Annotated in this window: 11 protein-coding genes, 1 tRNA gene and 1 pseudogene; 8 read left to right on the top strand and 5 right to left on the bottom strand. The window is 71.3% G+C overall.

Annotation, left to right across the window (positions count from 1 at the left end):
- Positions 1–64: 64 nt before the first annotated feature.
- Positions 65–673 carry a 5-formyltetrahydrofolate cyclo-ligase gene (locus DTL70_RS02540; protein ID WP_114020171.1) on the bottom strand — a complete coding sequence of 203 codons (609 nt, stop codon included), beginning with the start codon at positions 671–673 and terminating at the stop codon, positions 65–67.
- A gap of 101 nt (positions 674–774) precedes the next feature.
- On the opposite strand from DTL70_RS02540, the gene galU reads away from it, so the two are divergent.
- The 7 genes from galU to DTL70_RS02505 all read left to right on the top strand — a co-directional run bounded on the left by galU (position 775) and on the right by DTL70_RS02505 (position 6934).
- Positions 775–1677, top strand: a complete 903-nt coding sequence (gene galU / locus DTL70_RS02535) for a UTP--glucose-1-phosphate uridylyltransferase GalU (RefSeq protein WP_114020300.1) — start codon at positions 775–777, stop codon at positions 1675–1677.
- 3 nt (positions 1678–1680) lie between these two features.
- A complete protein-coding gene (gene glp / locus DTL70_RS02530) occupies positions 1681–3021 on the top strand; it encodes a molybdotransferase-like divisome protein Glp (protein ID WP_114020170.1) in 1341 nt (446 codons plus the stop codon).
- Between the two features lie 66 nt (positions 3022–3087).
- A complete protein-coding gene (gene moaC / locus DTL70_RS02525) occupies positions 3088–3597 on the top strand; it encodes a cyclic pyranopterin monophosphate synthase MoaC (protein WP_114020169.1) in 510 nt (169 codons plus the stop codon).
- Positions 3594–4259 carry a MogA/MoaB family molybdenum cofactor biosynthesis protein gene (locus DTL70_RS02520; protein ID WP_114020168.1) on the top strand — a complete coding sequence of 222 codons (666 nt, stop codon included), beginning with the start codon at positions 3594–3596 and terminating at the stop codon, positions 4257–4259. Before moaC ends, DTL70_RS02520 begins: the two co-directional genes overlap by 4 nt.
- A complete protein-coding gene (locus DTL70_RS02515) occupies positions 4256–4885 on the top strand; it encodes a GNAT family N-acetyltransferase (protein WP_114020167.1) in 630 nt (209 codons plus the stop codon). Before DTL70_RS02520 ends, DTL70_RS02515 begins: the two co-directional genes overlap by 4 nt.
- A 163-nt stretch (positions 4886–5048) precedes the next feature.
- Positions 5049–6752, top strand: coding sequence for a gephyrin-like molybdotransferase receptor GlpR (locus tag DTL70_RS02510; protein WP_181860750.1), 1704 nt, complete (start codon positions 5049–5051; stop codon positions 6750–6752).
- A 108-nt stretch (positions 6753–6860) separates the two neighbouring features.
- A tRNA-Ala gene (locus DTL70_RS02505) sits at positions 6861–6934 on the top strand.
- A gap of 214 nt (positions 6935–7148) precedes the next feature.
- Here the strand turns inward: DTL70_RS02505 and DTL70_RS02500 are convergent.
- From DTL70_RS02500 to DTL70_RS02490, 3 genes and pseudogenes are all read right to left on the bottom strand, one after another.
- Positions 7149–7343 (bottom strand): annotated as a pseudogene (locus DTL70_RS02500) (transposase); the annotation flags it as partial.
- Positions 7344–7634: 291 nt separating this feature from the next.
- Positions 7635–10178 (bottom strand): NACHT domain-containing protein, encoded by a 2544-nt coding sequence (locus DTL70_RS02495; RefSeq protein ID WP_181860749.1) that lies wholly within the window; start codon positions 10176–10178, stop codon positions 7635–7637.
- A 661-nt stretch (positions 10179–10839) separates the two neighbouring features.
- Complete coding sequence (locus tag DTL70_RS02490) at positions 10840–11685, bottom strand: DUF2637 domain-containing protein (protein ID WP_114020164.1); 846 nt, start codon at positions 11683–11685, stop codon at positions 10840–10842.
- A 643-nt stretch (positions 11686–12328) separates the two neighbouring features.
- On the opposite strand from DTL70_RS02490, the gene DTL70_RS02485 reads away from it, so the two are divergent.
- Complete coding sequence (locus DTL70_RS02485) at positions 12329–13486, top strand: macrolide family glycosyltransferase (RefSeq protein ID WP_114020163.1); 1158 nt, start codon at positions 12329–12331, stop codon at positions 13484–13486.
- A 350-nt stretch (positions 13487–13836) separates the two neighbouring features.
- Here DTL70_RS02485 and DTL70_RS02475 read toward each other — a convergent pair whose 3' ends face one another.
- Positions 13837–14157 carry a LysR substrate-binding domain-containing protein gene (locus DTL70_RS02475; protein ID WP_245978933.1) on the bottom strand — a complete coding sequence of 107 codons (321 nt, stop codon included), beginning with the start codon at positions 14155–14157 and terminating at the stop codon, positions 13837–13839.
- Between the last annotated feature and the right edge of the window lie 146 nt (positions 14158–14303).

The raw sequence follows: 14303 nt of genomic DNA, 5'->3' as shown, positions 1-14303 counted from the left end.
GCGGTCGGGGCCGACCCGGGAGGTGGGCGGTGGAGGTGGTCGAGGAGGAGAGTCGGGCGGTGCCCTACTCCTCACCGAGGCGGTGCACTCCAGCCGGCGTCACGGCTGTCCGCACGAGGCGGTCGTGTGCCTCGCCGTCGATGTGGTCGACGACCTCACCGTCGTACAGCAGCACCGCGCAGGCCGGGTGCGCACCGGAGGCCGCCAGCCGGGCGAGTACGCGGTCGTAGCATCCCGCGCCCCGGCCGAGTCGCAGCCCGCGCCGGTCGACGGCCAGGCCGGGCAGCAGCACCGCGTCGGCTTCGATGACCGCCTCGGGCCCGAGCCGCGGCCCGGTGGGCTCCCGCAGTCCCCGTCCCACAGGGGCGAGCGCGTCGGGACCCTCGTAGGGGGCCCAGTCGAGGTCGTTGTCGGCCTGCAGGACCGGCAGCAGCACCCGTGCGCCGCGTTCGTCCAGCGCTCGGAGCAGAGGGCCCGTTCCCGGTTCCGTTCCCACCGAGACGTAGGCGGCGACCGTGCGGGCCGCGGCGAGCTCGTCGAGGGCCAGGACACGCCGTGCCAGCTCCTCGGCGGCTGCCTGGCGGTCATCCGGCGGCAACGTCCTCCTCACCGCGAGGACAGTGCGACGCAACTCGCGCTTCCTACTGTTGCCGGCGGTCTTCGGCTCGCCCATGACGCGCCTCACCCCTCCCGGGTTCGCAAAACGCAACAAACCTTATGGAAACCATGCGAACCCTTATCTTTCGGATCAATTGAGCGGTTATGGTGCGGGACATGACTTCTCCCCGCACGCGGATCACCAAGGCGGTCATCCCCGCCGCCGGCCTGGGCACCCGCTTCCTCCCCGCGACGAAGGCCACCCCCAAGGAGATGCTCCCGGTCGTCGACAAGCCCGCGATCCAGTATGTGGTCGAGGAGGCCGTGGCAGCAGGACTGTCCGACGTCCTCATGGTCACCGGCCGCAACAAGCGGCCCCTTGAGGACCACTTCGACCGCAACTACGAATTGGAACAGACCCTGCGCGACAAGGGCGACGAGGGGAAGCTCGCCCGTGTGCAGGAGTCCAGCGACCTGGCCACCATGCACTACGTCCGTCAGGGCGACCCCCGAGGGCTCGGGCACGCCGTCCTGTGCGCCGCGCCGCACGTCGGCAACCAGCCCTTCGCCGTCCTCCTGGGCGACGACCTGATCGACCCGCGCGACCCTTTGCTCGCCCGCATGCTGCAGGTCCGGGAGGAGCGCGGCGGAAGCGTGATCGCCCTGCTGGAGGTCGACCCGTCCAGCATTCACCTGTACGGCGCCGCCGCGGCGAGCCCCACCTCGGACGGCGACGTCGTCCGCGTCTCCGACCTGGTGGAGAAGCCCTCCGCCGAGCAGGCACCCAGCAATCTGGCCATCATCGGCCGCTACGTGCTCGACCCGGCGGTCTTCGACGTCCTCAGCAAGACGCAGCCCGGCAGGGGCGGCGAGATTCAGCTCACCGACGCCCTGCAGGCACTGTCCGTCGACGAGTCCCTGGGCGGCCCCGTGCACGGCGTAGTCTTCAGCGGACGCCGCTACGACACCGGGGACCGGGGAGACTATTTGCGAGCCATTGTCCGACTCGCATGCGAACGTGAGGACCTGGGCCCGGAGTTCCGGGAGTGGCTGCGCGGTTACGTCACCGAGGAGATGTAAGCCTTGAGCAAGACCTGGTCCGTCGACGAGCATCTGGAGGACATCCTCCGCAGCATCCGTCCGCTGGAACCCATCGAGCTGAACCTGCTGGACGCGCAGGGGTGCGCCCTGGTCGAGGACGTGATCGTCCCGGCGGCCCTTCCGCCGTTCGACAACAGCTCCATGGACGGCTACGCCGTACGGATCGCCGACGTCGAGGGGGCGAGCGAGGAGTTCCCGGCGGTGCTCAGCGTCATCGGTGACATCGCGGCCGGCAGTGCGGGACTGCCCACGGTGTCGTCGGGACAGGCGGCCCGCATCATGACCGGCGCACCGCTGCCACCGGGAGCCGAGGCCGTCGTCCCGGTCGAGTGGACCGACGGCGGTACGGGCAGCGGCCCGGCGGACGCCATGCGGGCGCACAGCAGCGCCCCGCAGGACGCCTCCGGACAGGTGCGCGTACACCGCCCCGTCGTCCCGCGCCAGCACGTGAGGGCCAAGGGCAGCGACGTCCGCCCCGGCACGGTCGCGCTCCGGGCGGGCACGGTGCTCGGCCCCGCGCAGGTCGGCCTCCTCGCGGCCGTCGGACGCGGCGCGGTGACCGTCCGTCCCCGCCCCCGCGTGGTGGTGCTCTCCACCGGCAGCGAACTCGTCTCCCCGGGGGAGCCCTTGGGCCCCGGTCAGATCCACGACGCCAACAGCTTCGTCCTGACGGCCGCGGCCCGCGCGGCGGGAGCCATCCCCTACCGGGTGGGCGCAGTGGCCGACGACGCGGACACGCTCCGCTCGACCATCGAGGACCAGCTCATCCGCGCCGACCTCCTGGTGACCAGCGGCGGGGTCAGCGTCGGCGCCTACGACGTCGTCAAGGAAGCGCTCTCCCGTGTGGAGGCGTTCGGCGCGGACGAGGACGGCGAGCCGGCGGACGGCGCCTCGGACGCGGTGGAGTTCCGCAGGCTCGCGATGCAGCCGGGCAAGCCCCAGGGCTTCGGCCTCATCGGCCCCGACCGCACGCCCATCCTCACGCTTCCCGGCAACCCGGTGAGCGCGTACGTCTCCTTCGAACTGTTCGTCCGTCCCGCGGTGCGCGCCCTGATGGGACAGGAGCCCGTCCGACGCCCCACCGTGAGCGCCCGTCTGTCCGGAGAGTCGGAACTGACCTCGCCGGAGGGCAAGCGGCAGTTCCTGCGTGGCGCCTACACGCCGCCCGCAGAGGACGAGGAGATGGGCAGCGTCAGCCCGGTCGGCGGTTCGGGCTCCCACCTGATCGCCGCTCTCGCGCAGGCCGACGCCCTCATCGACATCCCGGAGAAGACGAGCAGGGTCGTACCGGGGCGCGAGGTCACGGTCGTTCCGCTGGACTGACGCGCCGGACACGGCCCTTGCCCCTGCCGGTACCGTGTCTGGGCACAGCACAGGACCGGGAGAACCATGACCAGCCCCCAGCAGCACCTCACCCACCTCGACACGTCCGGGGCCGCCCGGATGGTCGACGTGTCGGAGAAGGACGTCACCGCGAGGACGGCCCGCGCCACCGGACGGGTGCTGGTCTCCCCGCGGGTGGTCGCGCTGCTGCGCGGTGAGGGCGTGCCCAAGGGCGACGCTTTGGCGACCGCCCGGATCGCCGGAATCATGGGCGCCAAGAAGACCCCGGAACTCATCCCGCTGTGCCATCCGCTCGCGGTCTCCGGAGTGAAGGTCGACCTGGCGGTCGTCGACGACGCGGTGGAGATCACCGCCCGGGTGAGGACCACCGACCGCACCGGCGTCGAGATGGAGGCGCTCACCGCGGTGACGGTCGCCGGTCTGACGGTCATCGACATGGTGAAGGCCGTCGACAAGGCTGCGACGATCACGGACGTCAGGGTGCAGGAGAAGAGCGGCGGCAAGTCGGGCGACTGGACACGCTCGCCGCTCACCGGGGAGGAGGGCGACGCATGACGGCAGCGGGACACGGTGGCGCCGCGCACACGTCGGGCGGCACCGGGCACGCGGCCGCGGGCCCCGGAGAGCACGCCGCCGGGAACGGGCCCCAGGGCGCGAGAAAACCGTCCCACCGGGCTCTCGCCGTGACGGCCTCCAACCGGGCGGCCGCCCAGGTGTACGCGGACAAGGGCGGCCCCCTGCTCGTGGAGGGGCTGACGGCCATGGGGTTCGCCACGGACGGGCCGAGGGTGGTGCCGGACGGAGAACCCGTGGGACAGGCACTGAGGGAGGCCGTACGGGCCGGGTACGCGGTCGTCCTCACCACGGGCGGTACCGGCATCAACCCGAACGACCGCACCCCTGAGGTGACCCGCTCGCTGCTGGACTACGAGATCCCCGGTATCGCCGAGGCCATCCGAGCGGAGGGCCGCAAGAAGGTCCCCACAGCCGCCCTCTCGCGCGGTGTGGCCGGTGTCGCGGGAAGCACCCTTATCGTCAACCTTCCGGGCTCGACAGGAGGCGTGAAGGACGGACTCGCCGTCCTGGCGGACCTCCTGCCGCACGCCGTCGACCAGGTCCACGGCGGCGACCACCCGCAGCACGCCCACACCGAAACGCCCACCGAGCCGAGCGCGTCCCAACAGCCCGGCGACCCCAGAGGGGACGACCACCGCTGAACGCGCCGTGGCCGGCTGAGTTGGCGGACGGTCCCACGACCCTCCGTCCGATAAGGGTGCGCGATCAGCGTGCCTGGCGGGAGGTGAACCAGCGCAACCGCGACTGGTTGCGCCCCTGGGAGGCGACGATTCCCCCGGCTCCGCCCGGCCACCTGCCGCCGCGGCGTCCCACCTACCGCCAGATGGTGCGCCATCTGCGCGCCGAGGCGCAGGCGGGACGGATGCTGCCCTTCGTCGTGCAGTTCGAGGGCAGGCTGGTCGGCCAGCTCACCGTGGCGGGCATCACTTGGGGGTCGATGTGTTCGGGGCATATCGGCTACTGGATCGACCGCGGTGTCGCCGGGCGGGGGGTCATGCCGACGGCGGTGGCGCTCGCCGTGGACCACTGTTTCCGCTCCGTGGGGCTGCACCGCATCGAGGTGTGTATCCGTCCCGAGAATGTGCCCAGCAGACGGGTCGTGGAGAAACTGGGCTTCCGGGAAGAGGGTGTGCGGCCGCGCTATCTGCACATCGACGGCGCCTGGCGGGACCACCTGGTGTTCGCACTGACGGCGGAGGAGGTCCCCGAGGGACTTCTGACCCGGTGGCGCCGCTCGCGGCCCGGTCACTCCTCGGAAATGAAATAGACGTTCGAATTGTGGCGCGGAAAGCCGCCTCCCGGTATCAATCGCCCATTTCCATGCCGCCCGGGCCGGCAATCACAAGAAAAGGTGGAGAGATCAGCCAGATCGTGCGACACACCGGGCTATTTGGCAGATGGGCTCACTCGATCCCCTCTACCGTGTGAGGGTGAGCAGCAGTGGCCTCATCTACGCAGTCATCGTCGGGGCCTGGGCCGCCTACCTGGTGCCGATGTGGCTTCGCCGACAGGACGAGCTGAACGAAGCACGTCCGACGGAACGCTTCAGCACCGCCATCCGGCTGCTGTCCGGCAAGGCCGGCATGGAGCGCCGCTACGCGCGCGACGCCGAGCGACGCCGGGTGCGCGAGCGGTGGGAGGCGGACGACCCGTACGCGCCGCAGGCCGGCGCCGGTTCTGCCGGTGCGTACGACGGTTACGACGGAGACGCGTACCGGAACGACCCGGACGCCGCCGACGAGTCGGTGGACGTCCGGGCTTTCGCCGACCCCAAGACCATGGTCGGCGCACCCGGCTCCGAAGCGCCGACCGAGGTGCACGCACACGCTCAGCGCGGCAACGCGCACGCCCCCCACGCGCGCGCTCAGCGCGTCGGTCAGGCGCACGCCGGCCCGCGCGGTGCCGCACGCCCGGAAGGACGCGTCGCACAGGAAGGTCACGACCACCCCGCACCGTCCGGCCTGCCCTCCCCCTCGGGCCACGACAGCGGTGACCCGGCGCACGGCGGCCTCGAACACAGCGGCGCAGGGGACGCCCCGGCCAGCGACGACTCCGTCCGCCCGGGCGAGCAGCAGGGTGGTGCCGACAACGGCGCCGGACAGATGTCCCGCGAGCAGTCCGCGCAGGCGCGGGCCGCCGCTCTGGCGGGCCGTCGGGCCCGAGAGGCCAAGCGTGCGAAGCTGCTCGCACGGCGGCGCCGCACGACGATGCTGCTGTTCCTGGCCTTCACCGTCGGCAGCGTCTTCGCCGCCGTGCGCGGTCTCGCCCTCCTGTGGGTCCCCGCCGTTCCGGCCCTCCTGCTGAGCATCTACATCGCCTACCTGCGCGTCCAGGAGCGACGCAGGTTCGCCGTCGCGATGGACCGGCGCCAGGCAGAAGAGGCGGCCCGCACGCTCCACGCGCGGCGCCGCCGCGACGGGGACTCCGCTCCGGACGGACACCGCCGGGCGGAAGCCTGGGAAGCCGACACCGAGCCCGGCCTCCCGGCCCATGCCGCACACTCCGCGGGGCGGGACTCGCGCCACCCCGCGGCCGCGCACCCTCGGACCGGTCCAGGGCCCGAGGGGGCCGGCGCCCGGCACGACGGGCAGGGGCCCGAGGGCAGGCGTACCGCGGACGGCTCACCGGATCAGGCGGCGGACGCCTCCGGGCACGCCCGCCGTCAGGGCGGCGCGACCGCGTCCGGCAGCAGGGACGCCCGGCAGGAGGCTGTCCGCGCCCGCGAAGAGGCTGTCCGCGCGCGTGAGGAGGCGGCGCGCGTCAGGGAGGAGCAGGGGGCCGCCGAACGGCGCGCCCTGGTGGAGCAGACCGACCACGCCGAGTGGGTCGACCAGCAGCGTGCCCGGGAGCGTGACTCCTCGGACGGTGAGGGCTGGGAGCCCGTCCCGGTGCCGCTGCCCACGTACGTGAGCGCCCCCGTCGCCCCCCGCGCCACGCGCGGAGTCGACCTGGAGGCACCGGACGCCTGGAGCTCCGCCCGCTCCAGCACGGCCTCGGCCGCCGACCCACAGGCTGTGGACGGCGACCCACGCGACGCCGGTTCCGCCCGCCCCCGTCACCACCACGACCGGGACCGCACCCCGCTCTTCGACCAGTACGAGGACGAGGACCGCCCTCGCGCCGCCAACGAGTGATCCTCCCTGCGGCCGCCGCCGGGCCCCGCTCACGGCAGCCCTCGTGACCAGCGAGGGAACGGATTTCCTCCCGGCCCGACGAGGATGCTAGAGTTTCATCCATCGCAAGGGCCTGTGGCGCAGTCCGGTAGCGCATCTCGTTCGCAACGAGAGGGTCAGGGGTTCAAATCCCCTCAGGTCCACCGCGGGGCCGTTCTCGAGTTGGCTCGGGAGCGGTTCACGAGATCCCGCTGATCTTCATGATCGGGCGGGATCTTCGTCGTTTCTGGGGTCTGTTCGACCGTGTTCGGGGTGGCGGGTGTGTAGGCGGATCGGTATTGACCGCCCATTCCTTCTCCAGATCCCGCTCCCGCGTGCCGTCTAGACCAGCGGCGTCGGCCTCGATTCGCAGCGTGGCCAGGATCCGCTGCCACGTCCCGTCCGCCGACCAGCGGCGGTGCCGCTCATCGACCGTCTGCCAGGGGCCATACCGCTCGGGCAGGTCAGGCCGGGGCACACCCGTGGGGCCCGGAACAGCACTTGATTGATCACCTTTCGGTGATCGGCCCACCGCCCACCTGGCCTGCCATCGACCGGCAATAACGGCTCGATCGTTCAGGTGGGGTGGGAGCCCTCTCGTGGAGGCGCCAAGCGCGACGCAGTGCGCGACGTGCGCTGATTGGCCGGGGGTACCGGCACCCGCTGCTCCGGCTGGCGCCGGTGGGCCCGAGCCGCTGGTGGCGCTCACGGGCGCCGGCCGTTGGGCAACAGGCCGGTGCTGCGGGTGCTGTTCTGTCTGCTGTGGACGCACGAGCTGGCCGTGGACGTGTCGGCGCCGCTCTGCACGAAGGCTGAGGTGCGAGCTCTTGCGGCACCGCCAGCCGCCCCCGGAAGGGGTGCTGGTCAGCTTTGAGCGAGGTGGCGTTGCAGGTCGATGTGGCGGAACTGGTAGAAGGGCCCGACCTGGCGCAAGACCCCGCGGTGTTCGTGGGCGTCGCGCAGGAAGGCCATCAGATCTCGGGGGGCCTGGCGGCGCAGTGCGAGGTAGGTCCGTGCCATGACGAAGAATGGCCAGGCCGTCGCTGCCGTAGCTGCTGCAAGCCCGGTCGCAAGCGCGGCCACGAACCCAACGGCAATTCTCATGGCGAGACCCATCCCATAGGCCTGGCCGAAATCGAGTGCGAACTTGTCCCCGGTGCTGGTCCCGTACAGGAGCCCTAGGGCAATTCCGGCTGTGGAGGCGAAGACGAAGCCCACCGTGAGCGAGCAGCGCCGGTCCCAGGTGAATACCCGGGATGCTCCGATGTAGGAACTCAGGTCTGGTGTTCTGGGCGCGATGCGGCGCGTGGCACCGTCGATGACCACGGTCACGATTCCAGCGATGAGCCCGACCGCAAGCGCGATCGAGATCATGCCCTCTTCGAAACGCAGTGCTTTGATGAGGGCGGCTGTTGCGAGGCTGGCCGCGAGGCCGCCGCTGGCACCGGTGGTGAGTCCGCCCGTTCGGTGGTGAATGCGTCGGCCGGTGAGTTCGCCTGCAAGTCCGCCGGCGAGTCCGCCCACGAGAGTGACTGCGAGCCCGTAGCGGAAGAGGGCCCATCCCACGGCTATGGCAGCGATGACCACGACTCCGGAGAGCCCACCCACCAGCTGCTGGCGCAACTGCCGGGGCCCGGCGGCCGCGGAAGTGGAACGCCTGGAGGGATGCCAGGCCAGGCATCCCAGCACGGCTCCGGTGAGGAACCCCAACAAAGCTTCCTCGAACAATCCTGACCTACCAGGTGCAATGCTGACCAGTAGCCGTTTGCCCTCCAGGCCGCTGACCAACGCTACGGCGAGGAAGAACGCAATCGCGCCGCCTGCGATCCCGAGGAGTGGGAAAAGGGCGGCGCCGACGGGGCCGTAGGTGCGCCTGCCGATGAGCGCGCACGCGAGCCCCGTGGTGACCACACTCACCACGATGACGAGGTTGGACCCGGTGCCCCCGTCGCCGTAGTAGTCGGGTGCTCCGAGGAGGCGGCTGTTCACGATCAAGCTGATGAGTACTCCGACGAGCCCGGCGACGAGTCCGCCGGCGAGACATTGGAGATACGTCGGGACGGCCTGCCTGAGTTGCCACCAGGCCAGGTCGGGACTGCCCCGGCGGTGAGCCTCCTGAAAGCGGGCCAAGAGCGTGAAGGCGCGCCGGGCCTGTTCGGGGCTCCACCGAGGCGGACGGGGGCCGTGCGGAGCGTAGGCGGCGGGGATGAAGGCGTGGAAGAGGTGCCGATCCACTGCGGCCCGGTCGGCGAACCTCGTGGTGTCGCACAGTTCGTTCGGGTGCGGTACCGCGGCGTCGGGCGCATGGCCGGGGCGGGGGTTGTAGATGGCGCGGGCGAGGAAGAGGCCCAGCGGTGTGCTCAGTGCCCGGCCGGCGGGGCTGTCGGTGCCCAGCTGGTTGGAGACGGTGTTCCACCGGGCGGCCGCTGGGGTGTTCACGCCGCCGGCGTCACGGCGAAGGTAGGCAGCTGCTCTACTCGGATCCAGTGGGAGGAGCCGGATGGCAGCCGCGCCGTTGAGGCGGAGCGTGGGTCCCGGTCCGGCCAGTGCGGTCCGGTAGGCGTCGGAGCGGGCGGCCAGCACCAGGGGGCGACGGTCCGGGAGCGCCCGGTTCAGGGCGTCGAGGGCGGCGGGGTGCAGGTGCGGGGGGAGTTCGTCGAAACCGTCGAGCAGGGGCAGGATGCGGCCGGTCTCCAGCAGCGCCTGGGCGAGATCACCGCTGATGTCGCCGGTGATCGACCTGGCCCTGGCTTGCAAGCCCGGATAGGCGCGGCGCAGCTGGTCGGCCAGCCACTGTTGTAACGGCTGGTCCGGGTGCCAGGAGGCGAGGGAGAAGATGACCGGCACGGGGTCGTCGCCGGTGCGGCGGGTCAGGATGTCCTGGAGGAGCCGGATGAGCAGCACGCTCTTGCCCGCCCCGGGCTCGCCCAGGACGACCAGGCGTCGGGTGGGTACGCGTTCGCTGAAGATCTTCCCGATTGCTGCGTCCTGACCGGCCAGTCCCTCGATGTCCTGTGGCCACAGGTCCGGGGTGCCGGGAGGTCCGCCCGGCCAGGAACGGGCCAGTTGTGCCAGCTGATCCCAGGGTTCCGCCAGTCCGACGTCTGCGGCCTGCCAGGCCACCGGCAGGGGGTACGGGTCGTTCACCCGCCGCACCGATGCCTCGGCATCCCACTGGCTGCGAACGGCCACCGACAACTGGTCGGCTACTACTGTCAGCTCGGAAGTCGCCGGGTCGGCCGACGCGCCGCGCCACATCCGCGCCAGGGTCTCGAGAGCGGAAGGGACGCCCAGTAGCGCGACCAGACCACCGAGAACACTGGACCACTGGTCGCTCTTGGCAAGGCTGTTCAGCGAGAGGAAGACGACCACGCCCGCCACCAACCCGACGAAGGCAAGCCCTGCCAACCATTTCGGCCTCCGAGATTGCATGTGGTCATCCTGCGGCAGGCACGGACGCTTCCAAACCCCTGACCTGTTAGGGGACGTTGGTGCTCACGACTGTCACGACTCCCAGAACAGTGACCGGAGATGCCCGTGGTACGCCGTGAAGCCCGTCGCCTTTCGCGGCCCGCGACGTAAGTTCCGTCCCATACTGGCCGGTCGACGTCCTACCCCCGAAGAATGCAGCGCCCGTCGTACGGACCGTCGCCACAGGTTCCGCGTTCTGGCTCATTCCCCAGCTTCCAGTCAGCGTGCTGCTCGCCCTGCCCGTGCTCTGGCTGCTCAAGCTGTGGTACGACAACTTGCCCCTGCAGAGCCGTTGTCGCCTCACGTCAGTGCACTGGTCTCTTACATCGTCTTCGTGCTGCTGTTCGCCTGGCTCGCTCTCGCCTCAGCACCGTCGTCCTGGCGTTTTCGTGCTCTGCGGGGACGTTCAGCGCGCTCTGCGGGGACGTTCAGTCCGGGGCGAGGGGGATAGGAGAAACGCGCCCGTACGCCCGCACGGACGGCGGGACGGTGGAACCGTCCCGCCGTCCGTGCGGAGGGTAGGCGCTCGGCGCCACGGGCAGCCGGTGCGCACAGGGCGTCCGGCGGGGTGCGGCCGGTGCGCCAGCCGCTGGGCCGGTCAGCCCGCAGAGCGGTGGCGGTTGGTGCCCTTGGGCGGCCGGGCGTGCCGTGAGGGCACGGCCGGCACGGGCGGCAGGTCGAGCTGCCGGACGAGCTGGTGGAAGCAGAGCAGTGCGGTGATCGGGGGAAGGCCCGCCACCGCGATGCCGGCCGGGGTGGCGGGCGCGTCGGCGACGCACAGCAGTGAGGCGACGGCGGCGAAGAACAGGACGACGAGCCAGGAGTGCACGGTGCGGCGGCGGTAGGCGCGGGTGCGCAGGATCGACAGCGTGGCCGCGACCCAGGGGGCGTAGATCAGCAGCGGCCAGGCGTGGGCGACGCCGGGGGGTGCGGACTCCTGGGCGAGGCCGTAGAGGGAGGGGTAGGACGCCTTCGCGCCCAGGAAGCTGACCAGGAGCACGATCATCGCGGTGAGGGTGATGGAGAAGGCGCTCAGGACGCGCCGCCAGGTCAAGTCGGGCCGGTGCTGCTGCTTCACCCGGTCGAGGGGGCCGTCCTTGCGGTGTCTTGCCCGGGTGAGGGCGGCCTCCGTGTCGGCGAGGGACTGCTGTTCGACCGTGTCGAGGAAACGGGCGAGTTCCGTCTCCAGGTCGGGGTGCTCGGCCTGCTCCCGGTACTCGTCGCGCTCGGGGTGCGGCGAGGAGAAGCGGGTCAGGCCGAGGGTTCCGGTGTCGGTGAGGCCCGCCGCCGTGCCGAAACGGGGGGAGGCGTCGTGCATGAACGCGGACGTCCCTTCCCCGTACGCCGCGTTCACGTCCACGAAGGATGGCTTGCGCGGCCCTGGCAGGCCGGCGTCCGGTTCACGGGGCGTGTAGGACGCGTACGTGTGCGACGTCTCGGACAAGACTGAACTCTCTTCTGTGAGGGCAGGTTCAGACGACGGTGCCGGGGACCGTCCGATCCGCGCACGCGTTGCCGGGAAGCGGCTCCCGGCAGGCGGCCCCGTGCCGTACGTGGCGACCAGTTGCCGCCCGCGGTGACCGGCTGGGATGGACGGATACGACCGTTTCGGTCACAACTCGTCAACGACTACTCCAGCCAGCGGAAACCCCTGTTCGCAGTACTCAGACTTATGAGCATGCGGTTGTCAGGTCGCGATTAATCCGTGCGGGGCCGGGTGATGCGGCATTAGAGTGAAGCTCATGTACTTCCATCAGATCTACGGCTGACGCGCGCGGGGCGACGCCCCGCCCCGCAACGGCGCGCCGGGTGTGTTTTCGCACTCCGGCCCGCCGAGTGTGTCCATTCCGTCACAACAGCACCCCGCCACGGGTATGTCCCTGTCAGGCGAGGGCCCGGTCTGTGAAGCCGTGTGCCGTGGCGGAGACCCGTAGACCTGAAACGAGTGATCATTCATGACCCGTACCCCGCGTGTGTCCCAGGCCTCCGCCGCCTCCCGGTCCTCCCGGGCTTCCCGGAACGCGCAAGCCGAGGCCTCTCGTGACCTTCCGGCGTTCCCTCCCGCCGCTCGGCCCGGTCATCTGGCGATGATCGGCATCCCGGCCGTCAGCCACGTGCTGCCCAGCCTGGAGGTCGTCAGGGCGCTCGTCGCGCGCGGCCACCGGGTGACGTATGCGAACGACCCGGCCGTCGCCGAACTGGTGGCCTCCACCGGCGCGGAGTTCCTGCCGTACCGCTCCACGCTGCCCGTGGCGGACAACACGTGGCCACAGGACCCCATCGCGGCCATGGAGGTCTTCCTCGACGACTCGATCGCCGCGCTGCCGCAGTTGCGTGCCCTTTACGATCACGAGCGTCCCGATCTCTATCTGCACGACATCGGCGCCATGGCGACGCGGGCCCTGGCCGAGGCGCAGAGCCGCCCGGTGATGCAGCTCTCGCCCACGTTCGTCGCCTGGGACAGCTATCAGGAAGACGTCGGTGCGCACCTGTGGTCGCTGCCGGGCGCCGACGCCTACCGGGCCAAATACGCCTCCTGGCTGGCAGGCTGCGGCGCCGTCACGACGGACGTGGCCGCGTACATGAGCCTCCCTCCGCGGGCGTTGGCTTTGATCCCCCGCGTCATGCAGCCGAAGGCCGACGAGGTGGACAGCGGCCGTGTCGACTTCGTCGGTCCCTGTTTCGGTGCTCCGGGGGCGCGCGGCACCTGGCAGCGCCCGGAGGGCGCCGAACGGGTGCTGCTGGTGTCGCTGGGTTCCGCGTACACCCGGCAGCCGGAGTTCTACCGGCGCTGTGTGGCGGCGTTCGGCGGGCTGCCCGGCTGGCACGTCGTGCTGCAGATCGGCAAGTACACGGAGCCGGCGCAGCTGGGGCCCGTTCCCGACAACGTGGAAGTGCACTCGTGGGTGCCGCAGTTGGCCATCCTGGAACAGGCCGACGCTTTCGTCACGCACGCCGGGATGGGAGGAAGCGCGGAGGGACTGCTGACCGCGACGCCGATGATCGCCGTACCGCAGGGAGCGGAGCAGTTCGACAACGCGGACCGACTGGTGTCCCTGGGGGTGGCCCGGCGGATCGACACCGAGGAGGCCACTCCCGAGCTGCTGCGCGCGGCCCTGACCGCACTCGCCGACGATCCACAGGTCGCACGCCGGTCGGCCGAACTGAGTGCCCAGGCGCGAGCTGAGGGCGGTACGCGGCGCGCCGTGGAGCTCATCGAGGAGTACGCCGGGATCGGCGACTGAGGTCGCGCGGGCGCTCCTGCGGCCGGCTCGGAATCCCCTGAGAGTGTTCCGAGCCGGCCGGGCCAAGCGGCACCGTGGTTTCGCCGGCGGCAGGCAGGGCGTCGATCTGTGCAAGGCCCCCGTCCGCCAGGAGGGGATCAGCGACACACGTCCGGGCACTCCTCGTTCGCCTCCCAGGGCTCCCAGGGCTCCCAGGGCTCCCAGGGCTCCCAGGGCTCCCAGGGCTCCCAGGGCTCCCAAGGCTGCCGGGACTGCCGGGACTGCCGGGGCTGGCGAGGGGCGTCACGCGGCTCGTCCTCGTCGGGCAGACCTCGTCGAAGCCGGTGTCTTCACGGTGTCGGGGAAGCAGCTCATCGTGTCCACTCCTCCATGGCGTCGGGTCCGCCGTCCGCACGCGGCGAGGTGAGCGCGGCTCGCAGGGGTGCCAGCAGTGCGCGGGCCGCGGGGCTCGCGGGGCCGCCGGTGCGCCACGTGAGGCCGATCCGGGCGCGGGGCTCCGGGTCCAGCCGCAGGGTGTGCAGGCCGAGGGAGGACGCCGCCTCGGGCGGCATGGCCGGTACGACGGCGACGCCCAGCCCGCGCGCCGCCAGCTGCGCGAGCAGCGGCGGCGCCGCTGTCTCGAAGGTGACCCGCGGCCGGAACCCCGCCCGCGCGCAGGCCTGTTCCAGCACCCCCCCGCAAGCCCGTTCCGCGGGGGGGGGGTGCCTCTATGGGTTTGGTCAAGCCGTTGAAGGTGTTGGCGGTTGGTAGAGGGTGCCGTCGCGGAGCATGGCGAAGAGCACGTCGGCGCGTCGTCGGGCGAGGCAGAGGAGGGCTT

The sequence above is a fragment of the Streptomyces diacarni genome (assembly GCF_003323715.1).
Classification (GTDB): domain Bacteria; phylum Actinomycetota; class Actinomycetes; order Streptomycetales; family Streptomycetaceae; genus Streptomyces; species Streptomyces diacarni.
This window is presented reverse-complemented; position numbering and strand designations above follow the sequence as displayed.